Source organism: Herminiimonas fonticola (genome assembly GCF_003293745.1).
Taxonomy (GTDB): Bacteria; Pseudomonadota; Gammaproteobacteria; order Burkholderiales; family Burkholderiaceae_D; genus Oxalicibacterium; species Oxalicibacterium fonticola.
In genome coordinates, this window is record NZ_PTLZ01000002.1 from 135,782 (window position 1) to 156,074 (window position 20,293).

A 20,293-nucleotide genomic window follows, 5' to 3' on the forward strand; every position below is an offset into this window, starting at 1 on the left:
TCGCAGAACAAAGTAATGGAATCGAAAATTTTATTGCCAGTACTGGGCAGTTATTTCGTACTCAGCTTGCTGAGCTTTGCTGCTTATGCGATTGATAAATCGGCAGCGCGCAAGGGTGAATGGCGGATTAGTGAAGGCAATCTGCACTTGCTTGATTTTCTTGGCGGCTGGCCCGGTGGATGGCTGGCGCAAAAATTTCTCCGACATAAAACCAGCAAAGCTTCATTCCAGCGTATTTACTGGGTGACGGTGCTACTGCATTGCGCTTGTGTGGGCTGGTTACTGTCGCCTTACGGCAGGGATGCGCTGCATGCGCTGAGGAATGGTTGATAGAACAACGTCTATCTAGTTAGCAGTGCCAGCTCAGTTTGAGCCGGCACTATATCCATATTACTTAGCCCCTTACTTGGACAGATAACTATCCTTGTCCTTGTCCTGCAGGAAGGCCTGCGAGTATTGCCCAACTGCGCGCCCAATCTCCGTTTTATTGAACTGCTCTTCACCATAGCTGCGGCAAGGCGCGCAGGCATAGCGTGGAATCTGCACCGCCAGGATGTGATTATGCGTATCGTCGCAGCGCGAATCGATCACGACGGTGCCGCCGCAATCCTGACAGGAACGTACCGTTTCATTGATGGTTTCGCGGATGCCGTCGGTATCGTAGTACACGTCCATGCTGCGCTTGTGGAACTCTTGTTCAGGATAGACCTGCTCACGTAGCGTGTCGCGATTGTTCCAATGGTGGAAGGTCGCATCCTTCAATTTCTCCAGGTAGGCACCAATCGCAGCAGGCTGTTTCTGGCTTTCTGCGTCGTAGTCCGGTTCCTGGATGTGGCTGAAATCCATGCCTGCCATCGCCAGGATGATGCCGGTGTTGATGTAGGGCAGAGCGGTTTCTATTGAGTAGCCGCCTTCCAGCACAGCCAGATCAGGTGCGAGTCGCTGATTGAGTACCGCGTAACCATGCGCGGTAAATTTCATGTTCGTGATCGGATCGGAATAGTGATTGTCCTGTCCTGCGGAATTGATGATCAAATCCGGTTTGAATTCTTCCAGGATAGGCATCACGATTTCATCCAGCACATACAGAAAGCCTTCTTCGCAAGTGTCTGGCGGCATAGGCAGATTGATCGTGGTGCCGAAGGCATTCGGTCCACCCAGCTCGTCCGGGAAGCCGGAACCGGGATAAAGAGTGCGGCCATCCTGATGCATGGAGATGAACAGCGTATTCGGATCGTGCCAGAAAATATCCTGCGAACCGTCGCCATGATGGCAGTCGGTATCGACGATGGCGATCTTCTTCACGCCATATTTATGGCGGATGTACTCGACCATGATCGCTTCCATGTTCAGCGTGCAAAAGCCACGGCTGCCATGCACGACACGGTATGAATGATGACCGCAAGGACGCACCAGCGCAAAGGCGTTATCCACTTCCTTGGTCATCACCTTGTCGGCCGCAGTGATGCAGCCGCCGACGGCAATCAGATGCGACGCATGCACGATCTCGTCTATGCCGGGCACGCAAAAATGTACGCGTTGAATGTCTTCAGCAGTTGCTACGCCGGGTTTGAATTCCTTGATGTTGTCGAAATCCAGCAAGCCTTCTTCAAACACCTGATCCTGCGTGTACAAAAGACGTTCTTCGCGTTCCGGATGCGTGGGTGAAATCGCGTAATCGAATGCCGGGAAAAATACCAATCCTGTGTTTTTCTTCATGATGCTTTCCTCAGACTTGTTCTTCATGTTTGATCAATCCGGGTTTGATTTGCAATCGGACGCGGATGTTCTTGCCCGTGGTTGCATAGCCGTGGATGACATTGAATGACTGGCAGTCGGCGACTTCCACTTCCAGATCTTCATCGCGTGCACCGGCGGCCCTGGCGATTTCAAGCAATCTTTCTTGGCCGATTGCCACCACATCGTCGACCGTGGCGCGCGAAGAGATCTTCATCTTGCGGCCGTCTTCAGCGAAGGTCAGTTGCTGCGATTCGGTATCGGCGAGCAGATTCAACTCGACGGTGGTGCGTGCCATCGCGGCACCGCTAGCATTGATCACTTCGGAATTCTCCGGCACTACTGCCGGCAGTTGCAGCAATTCTCCGACCTGTTTGGCAAGATAGGGCGCAGGTCCGCCGACGGCGATTAATTGCTGCGGGTTAAGCACTTTGCCTTCGAGCAGTTCATGAATGGTGTAGACCGGCTTGCTGTTGACCTCACTGATCATTTGCGTAACCTTGCTGGCAATGCTGGCGCACATGCTATCCACGATGGACTTGGCAACCTGTTCTGGCGTTTGCTGCAATGTGCTTGCGAGGCTTTCCATCGCGCGCAGAGCTTTGCTCTTGTCGCCGATGTCAGCTAGCCCGAGGACGATCAGCGCGTCGGTTGGCGTCGGTACCGGACCATCGAAGGCCATGGCAGAGCCCTTGCGTTCAGGTCCGATCTGCAATGCGCCGTTCACGACCTGCACATGACTGTCGCCACCGAGCGCCATCGAATGCGTGAGCAGGCCGCGGATCAAGGTCTTGTGTCCTTCTATCTCAACGCCCTTCGGTTCCAGTAATGGTGCACCGTCGGCGAATAGTGCGATATCTGTTGTCGTACCGCCTACGTCTATCGATACAGAATCCTGTGTTGACGAAACAAAAGGCAGCACGCCCATGATGGTGGCGGCCGGTCCGGACAGAATGGTTTGCACCGGATAGTTGCGCGATTGCTGTACGCCTATGGTGCCGCCGTCAGCCTTCAGAATAAACAAGGGCACATCGACACCGAGTTCCTGCAGATAGCTGGCTAGCTGATCGACCATGCGGCTGTGCAAGCTCCAGATCGCGGCGTTCAGATAAGTGGTTGCGATACGGCGTGGAAAATTCAGCACGCCGGATTGATGATGGCCGAGGGATACGTGCGCAATCTGGTCAGCGAAGAAGGCACCGACTTCCTGCTCATGCACAGGATTGCGTGTCGAAAACTTGCCGATGACTGCAAGATGTTCGATCTTGTCCGCGCTGAATTCTTGTTTCAGTGCCTGCAGCTCATCATCATCGATGGCCTCGGCTTCTATGCCGCGATGGTTCATATAGCCGGCGATCAAGTGTGTCTGGTCAGCGAGCGGCAAATCCTTAGGCGAAACGCCAGGTCCGTTCATGACTATCAGGCCAACCGGATCGAGCTGGTTTTGCGCCACGGCATTGGTAGAAATTGTGGTGCTGAGCACGATGCGCTTCAGCTGCTTGATATCGTCCGCAGTTGCGACAGCCTGGGTAGCGCGCATCACGCAAGCCAAAATATCATTCTTATCGGTCAGTACTTTTGACTTGCGGATGATTTTGCGGTTTTGCATCAATACCGAATCGGTATGCGTGCCTCCGACATCAATTCCAAGGATCATGCTTTTCTTTCCTGGGTAAAACACAGCGAGAGTGTTGCGAGCGAACAGGATCGCGCTGTGGGTTGCATATGTAAGTCAATTCAAATCTGCAGAGAGCAATTTTCAAAGCGTCATTATGGTGGAAGGATTACAAGGCCGTCCATAATCTGGCCGCAAACAGCAAAAAAGCCCGGCTCCATGATGAAGCCGGGCTTTTTTATTCGCTATCCAATCAGATGAAATGGCAAACGTAATCCAGTGTTTCTACCGTTTCAATGTCGAAGCTCGAATTTGCAGGTACTTCGAATTGCTGGCCGCCTTCGTAGGTATTCCATTCAGTTGCACCAGCCAGGCGAATGCGGCATTTGCCTGCATTCAGTTCCATGATTTCTGCAGCGCCCGTGTTGAATTTCAGGGTCGATGGAAAAATGATGCCTATGGTTTTCTTGGTGCCGTCCGCGAACAATACGGTGTGCGACACGCATTTGCCATCGAAGTAGAGATTGGCTTTTTTGACGACGGAAACGTTATCGAATTGAGTAGTCATGATCTGTATGTTTAATGTTGAAGGAATTATTCGTTTCTTTATTTCTTGTCTTTTTCAAAGCTAGGCAGTGCAACCGATGAGTTGCCGGTCAGCAGACCGACGCTGCTGTAGATGCCGAGTTTTTGACGTGTGTCTGTGATATCCAGATTGCGCATCGTCAATTGACCGATACGATCTGCTGGCGAGAACGGTGCGTCTTCCACTTTTTCCATAGACAGACGTTCTGGTGCGTAGGTCAGATTGGCCGATACGGTATTGAGGATGGAGTAATCATTACCGCGACGCAGTTCGATCGTGACTTCACCAGTGATCGCGCGCGCGACCCAGCGTTGCGCTGCTTCACGCAACATGATGGCTTGCGGATCGAACCAGCGACCCTGGTACAACAGACGACCGAGGCGACGGCCGCTTTCGCGGTATTGCTCGATCGTGTCTTCGTTATGGATGCCAGTGATCAGACGTTCGTAAGCGATGAACAACAGCGCCAAGCCTGGAGCTTCGTAGATGCCACGGCTCTTCGCTTCGATGATGCGGTTTTCGATTTGATCGCTCATGCCTAGGCCGTGACGACCACCGATGCGATTGGCTTCCAGCATCAGTTCAACCAGGTCGGTATAGACAACGCCATTCAATGCGACTGGGCGGCCTTCTTCAAAACGTACGGTGACTGTTTCGCGTTTGACTTCGACGTCGTCGCGCCAGAACGCTACACCCATGATAGGTTGGACGATCTGCATGCCGCTGCTCAGCTCTTCCAGATCTTTCGCTTCGTGGGTTGCGCCCAGAATGTTGGAATCTGTCGAATAGGCTTTCTCAACCGACATTTTGTAATCGAAGCCGGACTTGATCAGGAACTCCGACATTTCCTTGCGGCCGCCGAGTTCGTTGATGAAAGTATCGTCCAGCCAAGGTTTGTAGATGCGCAATGCCGGATTCATCAGCAAGCCGTAGCGGTAGAAGCGCTCGATGTCATTGCCCTTGAAGGTGCTGCCATCGCCCCAGATATCGACGTTGTCTTCTTTCATCGCGGCGACCAGCATGGTGCCGGTGACTGCGCGACCCAGCGGCGTGGTGTTGAAGTAGGTAACGCCAGCGGTCGAGATGTGGAAGGCGCCGCTTTGCAGCGCTGCGATACCTTCAGCAACCAGTTGTTCGCGGCAATCGATCAGGCGTGCCAGTTCAGCGCCGTATGCCTTGGCTTTTTCCGGAATCGCGTTGTAATCCGTTTCGTCAGGCTGGCCGAGATTGGCTGTGTATGCGTAAGGGATCGCGCCCTTTTGACGCATCCAGTGCAAGGCTGCGCTGGTGTCGAGGCCGCCGGAAAAGGCAATACCTACTTTTTGATTGACGGGAACGGATTGGAGAATATTCGACATGGTGTTTGCTTCGCGTACTTGGAATGAATGTGGATTAGATAATTAAGATGCGAGATAAAACTAAGATTAGTTGAGCTTGCCGAGGACCAGATATTCGAGCAACGCTTTTTGCACGTGCAAGCGGTTTTCCGCTTCGTCCCAGACTACCGATTGCGGACCGTCTATGACTTCTGCCGCGACTTCTTCGCCGCGATGTGCCGGCAGGCAGTGCATGAACAGTGCATCAGGCTGCGCGCGCTGCATTTTTGCGGCATCAACGATCCAGCCATCGAATGCTTTCAAACGTGCAGCGTTTTCTTCTTCGAAGCCCATGCTGGTCCACACGTCGGTGGTCACCAGATGTGCGCCTACGCAGGCGTCTGAAGGCAATGCATGCAAGGTGTAATGCGTGTTGTCGGCAGCGACCAAAGTCGGATCAATCTCGTAACCTTTAGGCGTCGACACATTGACGTGGAAGTCGAAAACCTGCGCCGCCTGCAACCACGAGTACAGCATGTTGTTGGCGTCGCCTATCCACGCAACCGTCTTGCCTTTGATAGTCCCGCGCTGTTCGATGTAGGTAAAGACATCGGCCAGTACCTGGCAAGGATGATGTTCATTGGTCAAGCCATTGATCACCGGTACGCGCGAATTGGCGGCGAAGCGTTCGATGATGTCCTGGCCGAAGGTACGGATCATGATGATGTCGCACATGCGTGACATGACTTGCGCCGCATCTTCCACCGGTTCGCCGCGGCCGAGTTGGCTGTCGCGTGTGTTCAGGTAAATTGCTGCGCCGCCGAGCTGGTGCATGCCGGCTTCAAACGACAGGCGTGTACGGGTGGAGTTTTTTTCGAACACCATCACCAGCGTGCGATCAGCCAGCGGATGGTAGGGCTCGTAATTCTTGAATTTGCTTTTGATGACACGGGTGCGTTCGATCACATGCTCGAACTCGTCCAGCGTCAAATCGGAAAATTGCAGAAAGTGTTTGATTGCCATAATTGAAAACGGCGACTAGGTTGCCGCCTGCCGCCGAATGTTGTAACTGCTTCAATTATAAGGGATTTTGACCCGAAAAAGCCACTTGCAGCGGCGCTTGCCTGGTTTCAATAAAGCTTCTGTGATGATTCATGCAATAACTGCAGGTACAAGGCGTGCCGCATCGGTGCGATATCGCCGGCTGCCACCGCTGTACGAATCGCACATTCCGGTTCATTCGAATGATGGCAATTATAAAATTTGCATTTGCCCAGATACTGCTCGAATTCCGGGAAAGCGCGCTCCAGCATGCCTTCGGTCAAATGATAAAGGCCGAATTCCTGGAAGCCAGGAGAATCGATAATCATCGTTTTGTCGTCCATCGCATACAGGCGTGTGAACGTGGTTGTATGTTTACCGGTATCGAGCGCGGCGGAAATCTCGCGTACTGCAATCGCCGCATCCGGAATGATCAGGTTGATGATGGATGACTTGCCCATGCCGGATTGGCCGATCAGGATGGTCGATTGCCCGACCAGCAAAGGCATCAGCGCGGCGACGGTTTCTTCCGGTTGCGCAGTGGCTGAGACTTCATGCACGGGATAACCGAGGCCGGCATAGAAGGCGACGCGCTTGCGGGTTTTTTCCAGCGATGCGACGACGTCGATTTTATTCAGGATGATATGCACGGCAACGCCGGCGGCTTCGGCCGCGACCAAGGAGCGCGACACGAGGTCATCGGTAAATCCAGGTTCGGTCGCCACCACGATGAATAGCTGCGTGACGTTGGCCGCCAGCAATTTGGATTTGTACTGGTCTGAACGATACAGCAGCGTCTTGCGTTCAGTAATCTCTTCGATCACGCCCTGATTGGCGGAGGTCAATTTCAGCTTGACGATATCGCCGACGGCTACATCGCTTTTCTTGCCGCGTGTGACGCATTGAAGTTTTTTGTCGTCGGCTTGAACCAGATAGTGTCGGCCATGTGCCGCGATGACGGTGCCTGTGACAGTGTCTGTAAGTGCGTCGATAGGTTTGGTCATTAATTAAGCGAACGAGCGTTCGTAGACGGCATTCAATTTGGCCGCGCAGATAAAGTCGTTGTCCGACAAGCCGCCTTTTCCCTCATTGACGGAATGCGTATTGAATTTGACGATGCAGCGGTTATAGGTAATCACCAGCTCGGGATGATGATCTTCGGCGTGGATGACGTAGGCGATTGCATTAACGAAGGCTAGCGTGTCGTAATAATCGGGGAAGGTGAATTCCCTGACGATTTTTCCATCCTGTAGTTTCCACGTGGAGACTGCTTGCAAACGCTGCGCGATTTCTTCCGCGTTCAATGCCGTCACTTGATGACAGCATTTTTGTTTGAGTAAGTCGGCAGCGTTGCTCATGATGGGTGGACTCAAATGGCCAGTAACTTGTTGATACGCACACTCGCTGGTGGATGCGAATCGTAAAACGCCGAATGCAATGGATCAGGCGTCAGCGTCGATGCATTGTCTTCATACAGTTTGACGAGTGCAGAAACCAGATCCTGAGAATTGGTGTACTGCGCGGCAAATGCATCGGCTTCGAATTCGTGCTTGCGCGAACTGAGGGAAGTCAGCGGCGACAGCAGGAAAGCGAAAACCGGCAGTATCAGTGCAAACAGAATCAGCGCCATTGCATCGTTGCTGGCACCCATCATCGGTTCTACGCCGAGGCCGGTATAAAACCAGGTTTGCGATTTCAAATAGCCGAGCAACGCGAGCAACACCAGCGATGAAGCAAACATGACGGCAATGCGTTTGACGATATGTTTGAGTTTGAAGTGGCCAAGTTCATGTGCCAGCACCGCTTCAATTTCATGTGGCGCCAGGCGTTCCAGCAAGGTATCGAAAAACACGATGCGCTTGGCGGCGCCAAAGCCGGAAAAATACGCATTGCCGTGTGCACTGCGGCGCGAGCCGTCCATCACGAACAAGCCGCTGGATGCAAAGCCTATGCGCTGCATCAGATTTTCAATACGGGTACGCAGACTCTCATCTTCCAGTGGTTTGAACTTGTTGAACATGGGCGCGATGAACAGCGGCACCAATACCAGCATCAGCATCTGGAATGCGCACCACAGCACCCATGCATACAACCACCACAAGTCACCAGATTTTTCCATCAGGATCAAGGTGACCCATACCAGACTGAGGCCGAGCGCCAGCGACAACACGGTACTTTTAAACAGATCGGTAAAGAACAGCGCAGGTGACATGCGATTGAAGCCAAAGCGCGCTTCCAGCACGAACTGGCGGAAATAATCGAAAGGCAATTCAATCAGACCGGAGATCAGCGCAAATGCCAGCACCAGTCCCAACTGATAACGCCAGCCATCACCGAAGACGGAAAACGAAGCACTCGCCAGCCATTGCAGACCACCCATCAGCGTAAAACCAATCAGCACGGCAGCATTCAGCAACACAATAAACAGAGCGAACTTGGTTTTCGCAATAGAGTAATCAGCCGCTTTTTGATGCGCTTCCAGCGAAATCTGACCGGCAAATTGCGCAGGCACAGTAGCGCGATTCACAAGAATGTGGCGGATATGGCGCGAGGCCAGCCAGAAGCGAACTACCAGACTGATAAGCAGGAAGCTGATAAACAAAACAGTAAACGCAAGTGATGACATTCTTTTCCTGTGAGAAAATGGCGGATTACGCCGGTCTAAGGGAAACAATTATGTCACAAGCTGTTGAAGTAACACCATCCGTAACGCCATCCACCGCGCCTGCGCGCCCGAATGAGTTCAATCTGGTGTGGCTCGATATGGAAATGACCGGACTGGATCCGGAAAATGACCGCATCATCGAGGTTGCCGTGGTGGTAACAGATTCAGAATTGAATGTCATTGGCGAAGGTCCGGTGTTCGCGATTCATCAATCGGATGAGGCGCTGGACGCAATGGATGCATGGAACAAAGGCACGCATGGCCGTTCCGGTTTGATCGAACGCGTCAAGGCATCGACTGTGACAGAAGCGCAGGCAGAAGAAGAATTAATCGAGTTTTTGAAAAAATACGTACCTAAAGGCAAATCGCCTATGTGCGGCAATTCGATTTGTCAGGACCGCCGCTTCATGGCGAAGGGCATGCCGAAGCTGGAAGCCTTCTTCCACTATCGCAATCTGGATGTCTCGACACTGAAAGAGTTGTGCAAACGCTGGAAGCCTGAACTGGCTAGCGGTTTCAAAAAGCACCAAAAGCACACTGCGCTGGCCGACATTATTGAATCGATAGAAGAACTGCGTTACTACCGCGAGCATTTCATCAAGGAATAATGCGTCGCTGATTTCAGCCATGGATGTAAAAAAGGCATGTGATGATCACATGCCTTTTTTCTTATCCAGGTGTTGACGTTTATTCTGCTCAGTCTTCAGCAGTTCCAGCACCGCAGCACTTCTTGAATTTCTTGCCACTGCCACATGAGCAATCGTCATTGCGGCCGACCTTCGGTGTTTCGCGCTGTACGGTTTTGACTGCAGACTTGCGGTGTGGCAGCCAGAACTTGTGGATTTCCGGGATTGCGGCTTCTATCTCGATGGTCAGCTTGTGGCATTTGACTGGATTGTCGACCAGTACCAATTCTTCTTCTTCGATTTCTTCTGCGCCCAGCAGATAGATAGGGCGCATCAGCGGCGCAATGTTCGAGGTTTGGATAGGCTCCCATGCCTCGGCGCGCAGGCTCATGCCTAAGTTGAAACCCCAGGCCCAGGCTTCGCCGTCGAGGATTGGTTTGCCTTCCCATTCGTGTTCGCAGAACAGCGGTTCGTATTCTTTGGGTGCGACTTCCAGTGTGATCGCGATTTCGTTCATGAAGCGGGCGATCAGCGCGACGATGCGTTCGTATTCCTTGTCATTCTTGAATTTCGGTATCGCTTCAGCATCTTCGCCCCAGACATGCGGCAACCATTCAGCCAGCGGCACTTCTTCCGGGCCGACGGCGAGGGCGGTCAGGTAGCCGTGTAGCGAGTCCATCGCCATGCAGTCGTCGGCGGTGCGATCGGACAGCAGGAATTTATCGAGTTCGTCGAATTCTTTATCGGAGAGGGGCTGGTCGAGATGCATGATGAGTTTCTTTGTTGATGTGCAGAGCCGAAGTGTATCAGCATGAAGGCCAAAGATTGAGCGTGATTGCTGAAATCACATGATCTGCGCGGCCGATGTGTTCCCGAGGAAATGTAACGCTGAAAAATACGCATGCACCGTACAATGCGCAGATGAATGAATCCTCTGCCTTGTCTTCGACTATATCTTTTACGGCACTTACGCCCGATTGCGTACTCGATGCGCTGGAAAGCGTTGGCTTGTACAGCGATGGTCGCTTGCTTGCTCTCAATAGTTACGAAAACCGTGTTTATCAAATTGGTATCGAAGACGGCCCGCCACTGGTCGCCAAGTTCTATAGACCAGCGCGCTGGAGCGATGAAGCGATACTGGAAGAGCATGCATTTGTCAGTGAGTTAGTCGAAAGGGAAATCCCGGTTGTCCCTGCGATGACGCTGTCGAATGGCAAAACGCTGCATGAATTTTCCGGTTTTCGTTTTGCGGTATTTGCCCGACATGGCGGCAGGGCGCCGGAACTCGATGATCCGGCGACACTGGAATGGATGGGGCGTTTTATCGGCCGTATTCATGCAGTCGGTAGCTTGCAAACGTTTCAGCACAGACCGGCATTGAATATCGTTACCTTTGGCGAAGAGCCGCGCGATTATCTGCTGGCGAATAATTTTATTCCGCCCGATCTGCTCGACGCATATCGCAGTGTGATTGCGCAGGCGATCGATGGCGTGCGCCGTTGTTTCGACCGGGCAGGTGACGTGAAGAATCTGCGACTGCATGGCGATTGTCATATTGGAAATGTCTTGTGGACCGATGCCGGTCCGCACTTTGTCGACTTTGACGATAGTCGCACCGGACCGGCCATCCAGGATTTATGGATGCTGCTATCCGGCGAGCGGCGCGATATGGTGAGGCAGTTCTCTGACTTGCTGGCAGGTTATGAAGACTTTGCCGAATTCGACACGCGCGAATTGCATTTGGTCGAAGCCTTGCGCACGCTGCGCCTGATTCACTACGCCGCTTGGTTGGCGCGTCGTTGGGACGATCCGGCTTTCCCCGTTGCTTTCCCGTGGTTCAACACGCAACGTTACTGGCAGGATCGCATACTGGAATTGCGCGAACAGGTAGCGCTGATGGATGAAGCTCCGTTGTGGGATTAAGCTGTTTGGCCGGGGTAATTCTTCGCTCTGTTCACATGGATAAAACGCAAGCGCGTTAGCGATTGTGAAGGAATTTTCATTGTGGCAATATGCGTTATTCCTTGAAGCAGTTTTGCGTGATTCCAGGCTCGGCAAGACTCATAAGAAAAAATTACCCCACCAGACTAGTTGATATGAGTTTTTTTCATTGGTTAACCAGTCTTCCCAGCGATAAATTTGAAGCCATCAGCGAGTTCGCACAAGCGAAACTGAGGGTTTTTAACGTCACGCCGTTTTGCCTGTATTTGATTCTGGCCTGGCATTTCAACTGGCAAGCAGTGTCGCCCAGTGTCGTGATCGGCGCTGCGGGATACATCGCGTATGCGTTCTTCTGGGTGCTGGTCGTACGCTTCTCTCTTCTTGATGTCACGCTACGTCGCACAACAGCGGCAATACTGGATCAGGCTTTGCCGGCCTTGGGCATGTATCTGGCCGGTTTTCTGGCGGGCCTGGTTGCCTGGGTTCCTGCGCTCGGGTCCATAGGCAGCGGTTTGCGCTTTGGGACGCGATATACATGGTTGTCATCGATAGTCGGTGGCCCGCTGATGGCCACCGCATTTTATTTTTCGTCCGACTGGAACACCATCCCTGCCGTTGCTGGCGGCATCGTGCTGGTGAATGTGCTGGTTCCACTTTATGTTGTGGCACTCGTCAAGAAACTCGAATTCGCAAAACGCGAAATCGAGTTACGGGCTGCACACTTTGAGGAAGCAACCAAGCATGACTATCTGACCGGATTACTGAATCGCGCGGGTTTCGCGGACGAACTGGAAGATCTATTCATGCCGGGAGCGGAATCACGTGAAGTGAATGCCGTCCTGTTGCTGGATCTGGATGGTTTCAAGGCGATTAACGATGCCTGCGGCCATGCGGAAGGCGACCAGATACTGAAAGTAGTCGCGCAGTCTTTAAAGAATTGCGTAAGGATCTCGGACAAGGTGGCGCGATTGGGCGGTGACGAATTCGGCATACTGTTGCGACATATCGTCGACGAGAAAAATGCAGAGGCGATGGTTGCAAAAATGCTGCGTGCGATTGCAGATATTTCACTGCCGCGCAAGGATTTGCGTTTGGGTGCCAGCTTCGGCATTTGCGTCATGCCACATCCGGATTTGTCTACGTATGAAGACGTCTTGAAAGTCGCCGATAGCCTGATGTATACAGCCAAAGCGGCAGGGAAAAATCAATTCCGCACTTTGGTAACATCAGCTGTGGCTTGCTAGCGGAACCAGCCTGCAACTCAATTCACAAGCCTGGTTCAGCTAAACCGGTGGCCGATTTTTAAATCTTTTGCGCGTTCTTTGTCATCGCGTCCAGCGCTGCAATCACCTTGTCGATAGACGCATCGCTATTGGCAATCAGCACTGCTTTTTCAATCGCATCGTCACGTTTTGTTTTGGCAAAATAACTGAGCAGGTAATCGCCGTTTTCAACGCCAGTATTGTTTCTGGCGTCATCCTTTGCCAGACGGCGCGCGTACCAGACGGCGTAGCCGTTCGACTCTTCGCAGCAATACACTTCTACTGAATGATGCGGGCCAAGTGGAAATTCTTCCGGGTCGGTGTGCCAGATGGTTTTGCGCCACAGGTGATTCTTTTTCGATTCAGGGATTTGGTTCATTTCTTGATACTTTCAGCATGTTCTGAATGATGTGGGCAGATGATTGCGTGTTGGCTGCATACGTGATGATACAGCGAGTGCCGCGTTCTATTAGTTTCAAGTAGCGCTTGGGCGACTGTCAGTGCGGGTCACGCAAGCCGGAGGGCTCTGTTGGAGCCGCAGCATGCAGCATGTGATGCAATTTTTCGTCTATGCGCGCGTACTCAAGTTCAATCGCATTCAAGCGCAACAATGCATCATCCAGTTCATTATTTTTTGCCTGGATTTCAAGATCCCTGCACAAAGCCGCCAGTGCAGTGGCACCTATCGACGCCGTACTGCCACACAAGACATGCGCCAACCGCGCGGTAACCGTCGCATCGCGTTCGCCAATTGCGGTATTCAGCAGCGTCAATCGCTTCGGACTGTCATTCAGGAACAAGTGTGCAAGTTCTGCAAAATCCTCGCCAAACATTTCAAGCGTTGCGTCCAGTTCATCATCCTGTTGCATAGTGGCAGTGGTGTTGTTTATGCCGGTTGGTAGCCAGCGGATCAATAATTCATGCAGGGTTTTCAGTCGTATCGGTTTGGCGATGAAATCATCCATACCGATGGCAAGGCAGGTGTCGCGCACATTGTGTTTGCCTCCAGCTGACCAGCCGATGATGAGTGTATGGTTGTCGGCCGATTCCATCGCACGTAATAACGCAGTGGTTTGATAGCCATCCATCTGCGGCATCTGGCAATCCATCAGCACCAGATCGTAATGATGTTCGTGGGCCATTTGCAGTGCTTGCTGGCCGCTGCTTGCCGTATCGACACGGCAGCCGAAGCGAACAAGCATCTGCTTCACTACCTGCAAGTTCATCGGATTGTCATCGACTGCGAGAATGCGCGCGTCAGAGAAAATCGCCAATGCTTCGGCGTTACCTGCATTCGCATGAGTGGTTTGCCGCACACCGGCGCAGACAAAACGCGGCGCATCTTTCTTCGCGATGCAAGTGCACAGCATATTCAGGGTGTTAAGCAGCGTGGTGTCGGAAGCCGGTTTGGGTAGCCATGCAGAAAAACCTGCGTTTGTCAGGCGAGTTGCATCGCTGCGATGGTGCTGGTCGCTGATCAATACGATCAACGCATCTCGATACAAGGGCGAACTGCTGATTGCCATGCCCAATGTCTCGCCATCTATCCCTTGGATGTTTTGATCCAGTAAAACGATGCGATACGGATCGCCGCTCACCGCTGCTTGATCCAGCGCGGTTAACGCATCTTTTGGTAACGCGAAGCTGTCGATGCGGACCACGCGTTGCTGCAACTTCTTTTCAATGCGGGAGCGATTGTCTGCATCCGGATCGACCAGCATCATTTTGACGTATGCAATTGGATTACTGGTGATATCCAGGGGCGCCGCGCTGGCGAAATGCGGATCCGATGCGAGTAATTGATCGACTTCCAGCAGCAGATTTTCGGCGCTGTCTTGGGCCAGATGGATCATGTCTGATTGATCGGATGCCAGATCGTTTTTTCGCACCATTTCCAGCACGCCGATGATGCCGTGCATTTGCGTGTTGATCATGCGCTGCAGATCGTCTAGCAGCTGCACGTTCACTTTTGTTTTGCTTGGCTCGCTGTTCTGATCTTCACGACGGCGCGCCTTCCGGCCGCGCTGTACGGCGGTGAGCGGCTTCACTTTGAACCGGATGATTGGGGACATGATCTCTCTAGAGAGGTTTTTTTAGCATCATCTGATATGGCAGTTGATGGTCGCTTGCTCACATCAAGTGTCACGCTGGTGTATATGCAGAATATATCAAAGCATGGCGCAAATGAATTGATCCGGGCGCTTTATTTTATTGCAAAAAATACATCTGTTCATGTAATCTTGCGGCTGCCTGTGATCAATAGAAAATCGAATCAAAAATGCAGGCTGCAACATCGAGTGTCCAGGGAGTACTCGTGGTGATCGAATCTGATCAGTACGAGTGAAGTACGAATAAAAGAACAATCGTAGTCAGGAGTGCACAAGCGAAGTGGCTTGATGCCTGCTCTAAAAGCAAATATCAGAAGCCGGGAGCGCTGCTGTATTTTTCGCGTTCTCTGCGTACTGCTATTCATGTGATGGTGTCAGATATTGCAAGGGGAGAATGCATGTCGAATATCGCTGGAAAAGCGTATGCCATGAACGTGATCACACCGATCCGTTGGTATATGACGTGGATTAACAAGGTCATTTTCTGGGTGGCGCTCAAGCTGCCATCGACGCTCAGAGGCTTGATTACGCTGTCGCTGATTCACTACGCGCGCTGGGTGATCATAGGCCGCAAGCAGTTTCCGCATCTGAGCAAGCATCAGCCGAAGGAAACGCTGAATTATTCCTACATGCTGTTCTTCAGTAATTTCAACGGTAGCTGGGCGCAGTACGTCGATTCATTTACGTTCTCGATTCCCAGCGGCCTCGATCTGTTCTGGAAATGGAATATTCGTTATCCGCGCTCGGTGCCGCTGACGCCTTTCCACGAATACATACAGTTCAACCAGATTCAAACCGATCACTACTACAACGCCTATCCAATGGCAGCGTCGAATGACATCAAGTCGGCGAAGACCTTGACAACCGCATTGCTGGAGTTCGATGCCGCGCACAGCAACGCGCCGCCCGATCAATTCCTGAAACAGTACAAGGCATTGCTGCGTAACCTGCAGCACGATATGGGCACCATGCAGCCCTTGCCGATTGTCAGTCTGGCCGATCAGGCAAAGGGAGATTGAGATGGCAAATACCAGCGGCAAGGCCTACGCATTAACCTGTCTTTGTCCTATCGAGAAAGGCCACCACAATGGCACTGCCTATAGCGATGAAGTCAGACATCGTTTGCAGGACTGGGGTTTGCTTGAGCACAGCCCTATGGCCAAAGTCCCGCAAACTTATTTGTGTCGTTATTTTGTACTGGACGACGTGTATTACGAGTCCTTGGCCGGTACTGAATTCGGTGGAACGTTTTACGACTTCATGTCTATCTTTTCGGACAAGTTTCGCCGCAGGGCCTTGCCGAGAGAAGATCACCTCAAATCCAAATACATCGTTTTTTCCTGCAATCTGCATGGCGATCTTGATGCGTATTTGCGTGGAATGTGGGCAGCGATCAGCGAAGACATCAAGCATATCTGGCAATTCTGCTACGGCTTCGATCAGGTCACGGATGCAGATTCATTTGTCGTCTACATCAAGAAGTGCCAATTGAAGGCGGCATTGTTCTTTGTCGGATCGAACGACGACCCCTTGCCTGAACAGTTGAAGGCGCTGTATCTGAAGCAGGAATTCTCACGCTTCGCAGCCGATCATCAAGGCATGCCGGCAGCGCAGTTGCAGCAGGCCTATCAGGCATTCATTCAGCGTGTTGAGCCGCTCAATCTGGCGGGGCCGGCGTGGACGCCAGGTCAGTCTGCACTATAAAAATAAAGGACAAACATCGTGGACAAACAGCTGGATCTGCTGGACATTCAAGGCAACGTGATCAAAGCCTACGGCCGCTATAACTTTCCGGTGGCGCGTTATCTCTTCCTGAATATTCGTGACGGTAAACGCGCGCGTGAATTTGTCGGCGCAGTTACCGAAGAAGTCACCACCGCCGTCAAATGGGATGACGGTGTTAATCCGATACCCAAGCCGCCGGCTACCGTCAACATCGCTTTTACCTATCCGGGTTTGAAGCAGCTTAACTTGCCGCGTGCTTCACTGATCGGCTTCCCTATGGAATTCGTGATGGGGATGAAGAAGCGCAAGGACATTCTCGGCGACGATGGTCGCAGCGCGCCCGATCATTGGGACCCGATCTGGCGCGACAGTCGCGAAACCGACTGGAACAAGGACGTGCACATCTGGATTTCAATCAATGGCCAGACGCCAGCCGATGTGCAGAAGCGTTATGAATGGCTGCAAGAACTGGTGACGCGCAGCGCGGGTGGCGTGGCAATTTTGTCCGGTCATCGCGGCGATGACGATGCAGAACATCTGCTGTTTCAGGATGTGCACGCGGTGATTGAAAACGGCAAACCGACCAGCAAGGAACACTTCGGTTATACCGACGGCATAGGCGATCCGGTATTCGAAGGATTGCCAGGCCGACCGGAGCGCGTGATCGGCCGAGGCAAGCAAATGAAGGATGGCAAATGGGCGCCACTCGCAACCGGCGAATTTATCCTCGGCCATCGCGACGAAGCCGATGAATATCCGACAGCGCCCGCACCGCAATTATTGTCACGCAACGGTACCTTCATGGTGTATCGCAAGCTGCATGAAAACGTCGGCACCTTCAACGCTTATCTGGAACAGGAAGGTGCGAAATATCCCGGTGGTAAAGAATTGCTCGCTGCAAAATTTGTCGGACGCTGGCGCGATAACGGCGCGCCTTTGGTTGATGCGCCTGATGCAAAGAGCAAGACTGAATGGGATGCGAAGTTCCTCGCGGCGAATGCCGTCGAGCGCGACAAGATGTTGAGCGGCTTTACTTTCAACAACGATAAGGATGGTGCGAAATGCCCATTCAGCTCGCATCTGCGCCGCATCAATCCGCGTGCCTCGCTGGAGTCAACGCCGGATGCATTTGAGACGCCAGGCGCATTGGCGAATCGCCGTCGCGTCATGCGACGCGGGCTGCCTTACGGCGACGTCAAGGATGCGACGCGCGACGATGGCAATCACGGCATCGTCATCATGATGATCAGCGCCAGCATCAGTCGCCAGTTTGAATTCGTGCAGCAACAGTGGATAAATTACGGTAACGACTTCCACGCCGGTAACGACAAGGAAATCATTCTCGGCAATCACAGCGCGGATTTGTCCAGCCGTGCGGTGCTGGAGGTAGAGAAGGACAGCGATGATGCGCCTTACTTCCTGTCAAAAATCCCGCGTCTGGTAGAAACACGTGGTGGCGATTACTTCTTCATTCCGAGCATGACGGCATTGCGGATGATAGCCAAAGGGATAGTTGATCCTACTTGATGAGGAAAGTAGGGGATCGCGGGGGAATAGTTACTGCGATTCTCTGCCTATCTGCGTGGCGCGTTTTGCAGGCGTTTGATCGGATCAAGTTATGATTCGTCATAATGAACGCCCGCATAGATACCTTTGTGGCACCGCCGTGTGCCGATGACATCACCATCCTTTATCAGGATGACGCGATATTACTGATCAATAAACCCAGCGGCTTGTTGTCGCTATCGGGTAAAAATCCGCTCAATCTCGATTCAGTCCATTACCGTTTAGTGCAGCAATTCCCGACGGCCTTGCTATTGCATCGGCTTGATTTTGGTACGTCGGGAATAATGATTGTTGCGCTCAACAAGGCGGTCGCGGCCAATATCAATCGCCAATTTCAGGCGCGCACCGTGGTCAAGACTTATCAGGCGGTGTTAGCGGGACACGTAGCTGCAGATGAAGGAGATATCGAATTACCGATAGCCAAAGATCCGGTCAATTTTCCGAAGTTGAAAGTTTGTTTCGAAACTGGCAAGGCTGCCAGCAGTCATTTTCAGGTGTTGGATAGACAGACAGGACCGGACACGACTCGCGTACTGTTCACACCTAGTACTGGGCGCACTCATCAATTGAGAATTCACAGTGCAGGGATGTGCCATCCTATTCTAGGTTGTGATCTCTATGGCACGGCTGACAGCCAAGGCATGGCCAAAAGACTTTTGCTACATGCTACTGGCGTGGAGTTCGCTCACCCCACTAGCGGCGAGCGAATTTTCGGTATCAGTGATTGTGCGTTTTAGCCAGAGACCGGACTGACACTAAAGTTTTCAATGTCAGAAATAAAAAAGCCCAGCTTTTAACTAGGCCTTCATATTTTCTTGGCTCCCCGCCTTAGACTCGAACTTAGGGGGGGCTCTTTGCTTTACCTGCGCTATTTGGAGAAAAAACTTGAGTGCTTACAATGAAGAGTGCAATCAAATTTCCCAACTAGTAGGTTCCCGCCGCGGCACATTATTGCGTGTATGACGGAAAGTAGAAATCGCATCGTAGACTATCTTGCGTGCGCGATTGATGCCGCCCAAAGGTCTATGCGCAGGTAAGCTGTGCCAAGGCGTGAACGATAAATTTTCCCCAAAGCTGCGTTGCGCTTCGCTGTCGAATTCTTGCTGAGGTATGCGGATGGTGGCGACTTTGCGGAAGGGCGATTTCGACTCCTTCCATTCATGGCCTGGATCTTCAATCGGCATGTCGGTTGCGTCGACTTGCAATTGCACGGTGAAGTCGAACACGGCTTCGCGTTGCGACAACTGGCGCACCATCGCTTCACGCAAATAATCCGGCCCGGGATTTGCCGGAATTTCGTCAGGATGCGTAACGCGTGGGATCGTCGAATATTTGACTGCCGTTTCGCCAAACAGATACGGCGTCGTACTCCAGTAGCGTGTCTGCAGCGGATTGGCGAATTTTTTCAGGGACTTGATCAGGTTCCAGATGACGCGCCAGTGCGTGGCGAAGTAGCTGATTTTTGCCCAGATGCTGCCGGTCATCGCCTTGATCAAGCCATCGAATTCCGCCACGTCCTTGGTGACGAACACATTGGTGGTGATGACGATAAAGTCTTGCGTCTGTTCGTGGCGCTCGGCTTCCAGCAATTTATCGCCGGCCACGCCCATCAACTTGATCGCCATGCCGCGTATGTCGCGCGAGGTGTCGGGCTGGATGGTGCCGTCCTGATTTGAAAAACGTATCCATGCCTGATAAGTGCGCGCTTCGCTGAAGATGCCTACTTTTAGCTCAAGCGGCAAGTCGGGTTCTATCGTGAACTCGGCTTTGACCAGACCATGCATTTTGGGATGAGCATCGCGGCGCATGATGCCGGTCGGATTGTCGCGGATGATTTTGGCTTGCAAGCGGGCTGCGAGGTCGCGTGTATCCTCAATTTCGCGGGCCGGGATGATTTCTTGAGCTAGTGCATTGTTGGACATGATTTATTATTGATTTGATACCACATCGTTGCCGCGTAGCAGACATTTCAAGCTATATTACGAGGGGCGGTGGACCGAGTAATAGTTGGCTATCATCAACTGTAATTAATTTTTTGGCAAGAAAAAGCGAGACAGCTTTTCGTCGATTTGAATACAAGCGGAGCATCAAATCAAACCTCAACA

The 20,293-nt window shown here is 52.3% G+C and carries 20 protein-coding genes; 8 read left to right on the forward strand and 12 right to left on the reverse strand.

Annotation, left to right across the window (positions count from 1 at the left end; translation table 11 throughout):
* Positions 1–15 precede the first annotated feature (15 nt).
* Positions 16–330, forward strand: coding sequence for a DUF1294 domain-containing protein (locus tag Hfont_RS08055; protein WP_112991888.1), 315 nt, complete (start codon positions 16–18; stop codon positions 328–330).
* Between the two features lie 72 nt (positions 331–402).
* On the opposite strand, the gene Hfont_RS08060 is transcribed toward Hfont_RS08055, so the two are convergent.
* From Hfont_RS08060 to Hfont_RS08095, 8 genes are all read right to left on the reverse strand, one after another.
* Positions 403–1,719 carry a histone deacetylase family protein gene (locus Hfont_RS08060; protein ID WP_112992410.1) on the reverse strand — a complete coding sequence of 439 codons (1,317 nt, stop codon included), beginning with the start codon at positions 1,717–1,719 and terminating at the stop codon, positions 403–405.
* A gap of 10 nt (positions 1,720–1,729) precedes the next feature.
* On the reverse strand, positions 1,730–3,394 hold the full coding sequence (locus Hfont_RS08065) for a hydantoinase/oxoprolinase family protein (protein WP_112991889.1): 1,665 nt from the start codon (positions 3,392–3,394) through the stop codon (positions 1,730–1,732).
* Between the two features lie 211 nt (positions 3,395–3,605).
* A complete protein-coding gene (ppnP, locus tag Hfont_RS08070) occupies positions 3,606–3,920 on the reverse strand; it encodes a pyrimidine/purine nucleoside phosphorylase (protein WP_112991890.1) in 315 nt (104 codons plus the stop codon).
* Between the two features lie 38 nt (positions 3,921–3,958).
* Positions 3,959–5,296, reverse strand: coding sequence for an argininosuccinate synthase (argG, locus tag Hfont_RS08075; RefSeq protein WP_112991891.1), 1,338 nt, complete (start codon positions 5,294–5,296; stop codon positions 3,959–3,961).
* Between the two features lie 66 nt (positions 5,297–5,362).
* Positions 5,363–6,277 (reverse strand): ornithine carbamoyltransferase, encoded by a 915-nt coding sequence (argF, locus tag Hfont_RS08080; protein ID WP_112991892.1) that lies wholly within the window; start codon positions 6,275–6,277, stop codon positions 5,363–5,365.
* A 107-nt stretch (positions 6,278–6,384) separates the two neighbouring features.
* The gene (gene rsgA, locus Hfont_RS08085; RefSeq protein ID WP_112991893.1) at positions 6,385–7,299 is read right to left on the reverse strand and encodes a ribosome small subunit-dependent GTPase A; all 915 of its coding nucleotides are present in this window, start codon (positions 7,297–7,299) and stop codon (positions 6,385–6,387) included.
* 3 nt (positions 7,300–7,302) lie between these two features.
* The gene (locus tag Hfont_RS08090) at positions 7,303–7,653 is read right to left on the reverse strand and encodes a 4a-hydroxytetrahydrobiopterin dehydratase (RefSeq protein WP_112991894.1); all 351 of its coding nucleotides are present in this window, start codon (positions 7,651–7,653) and stop codon (positions 7,303–7,305) included.
* Positions 7,654–7,664: 11 nt separating this feature from the next.
* On the reverse strand, positions 7,665–8,921 hold the full coding sequence (locus Hfont_RS08095; RefSeq protein ID WP_112991895.1) for a M48 family metallopeptidase: 1,257 nt from the start codon (positions 8,919–8,921) through the stop codon (positions 7,665–7,667).
* 50 nt (positions 8,922–8,971) lie between these two features.
* Here Hfont_RS08095 and orn point away from each other — a divergent pair, with 50 nt between their 5' ends.
* Complete coding sequence (orn, locus tag Hfont_RS08100; protein WP_112991896.1) at positions 8,972–9,568, forward strand: oligoribonuclease; 597 nt, start codon at positions 8,972–8,974, stop codon at positions 9,566–9,568.
* A gap of 88 nt (positions 9,569–9,656) precedes the next feature.
* Here orn and Hfont_RS08105 read toward each other — a convergent pair whose 3' ends face one another.
* On the reverse strand, positions 9,657–10,355 hold the full coding sequence (locus Hfont_RS08105) for a UPF0149 family protein (protein ID WP_112991897.1): 699 nt from the start codon (positions 10,353–10,355) through the stop codon (positions 9,657–9,659).
* 152 nt (positions 10,356–10,507) lie between these two features.
* Here Hfont_RS08105 and Hfont_RS08110 point away from each other — a divergent pair, with 152 nt between their 5' ends.
* Together Hfont_RS08110 and Hfont_RS08115 are read left to right on the forward strand one after the other, a co-directional pair.
* A complete protein-coding gene (locus Hfont_RS08110; RefSeq protein ID WP_112991898.1) occupies positions 10,508–11,509 on the forward strand; it encodes a serine/threonine protein kinase in 1,002 nt (333 codons plus the stop codon).
* 173 nt (positions 11,510–11,682) lie between these two features.
* The gene (locus Hfont_RS08115) at positions 11,683–12,771 is read left to right on the forward strand and encodes a GGDEF domain-containing protein (RefSeq protein ID WP_162845890.1); all 1,089 of its coding nucleotides are present in this window, start codon (positions 11,683–11,685) and stop codon (positions 12,769–12,771) included.
* 58 nt (positions 12,772–12,829) lie between these two features.
* Here Hfont_RS08115 and Hfont_RS08120 read toward each other — a convergent pair whose 3' ends face one another.
* Together Hfont_RS08120 and Hfont_RS08125 are read right to left on the reverse strand one after the other, a co-directional pair.
* Positions 12,830–13,168, reverse strand: a complete 339-nt coding sequence (locus tag Hfont_RS08120) for a hypothetical protein (RefSeq protein WP_112991900.1) — start codon at positions 13,166–13,168, stop codon at positions 12,830–12,832.
* A 118-nt stretch (positions 13,169–13,286) separates the two neighbouring features.
* Positions 13,287–14,861 (reverse strand): response regulator, encoded by a 1,575-nt coding sequence (locus Hfont_RS08125; RefSeq protein WP_241523048.1) that lies wholly within the window; start codon positions 14,859–14,861, stop codon positions 13,287–13,289.
* A gap of 434 nt (positions 14,862–15,295) precedes the next feature.
* Between Hfont_RS08125 and Hfont_RS08130 the strand changes: the two genes are divergently transcribed.
* From Hfont_RS08130 to Hfont_RS08145, 4 genes are all read left to right on the forward strand, one after another.
* A complete protein-coding gene (locus Hfont_RS08130; RefSeq protein ID WP_112991901.1) occupies positions 15,296–15,916 on the forward strand; it encodes a hypothetical protein in 621 nt (206 codons plus the stop codon).
* Between the two features lies 1 nt (position 15,917).
* On the forward strand, positions 15,918–16,601 hold the full coding sequence (locus Hfont_RS08135; protein ID WP_112991902.1) for a hypothetical protein: 684 nt from the start codon (positions 15,918–15,920) through the stop codon (positions 16,599–16,601).
* Between the two features lie 18 nt (positions 16,602–16,619).
* Positions 16,620–18,149 (forward strand): Dyp-type peroxidase, encoded by a 1,530-nt coding sequence (locus Hfont_RS08140; RefSeq protein ID WP_112991903.1) that lies wholly within the window; start codon positions 16,620–16,622, stop codon positions 18,147–18,149.
* A 104-nt stretch (positions 18,150–18,253) separates the two neighbouring features.
* The gene (locus tag Hfont_RS08145; protein WP_112991904.1) at positions 18,254–18,925 is read left to right on the forward strand and encodes an RluA family pseudouridine synthase; all 672 of its coding nucleotides are present in this window, start codon (positions 18,254–18,256) and stop codon (positions 18,923–18,925) included.
* Between the two features lie 174 nt (positions 18,926–19,099).
* Here Hfont_RS08145 and Hfont_RS08150 read toward each other — a convergent pair whose 3' ends face one another.
* Positions 19,100–20,110: a catalase family protein gene (locus Hfont_RS08150; RefSeq protein WP_112991905.1), complete on the reverse strand. Its 1,011-nt coding sequence runs from the start codon at positions 20,108–20,110 to the stop codon at positions 19,100–19,102.
* Positions 20,111–20,293 lie beyond the last annotated feature (183 nt).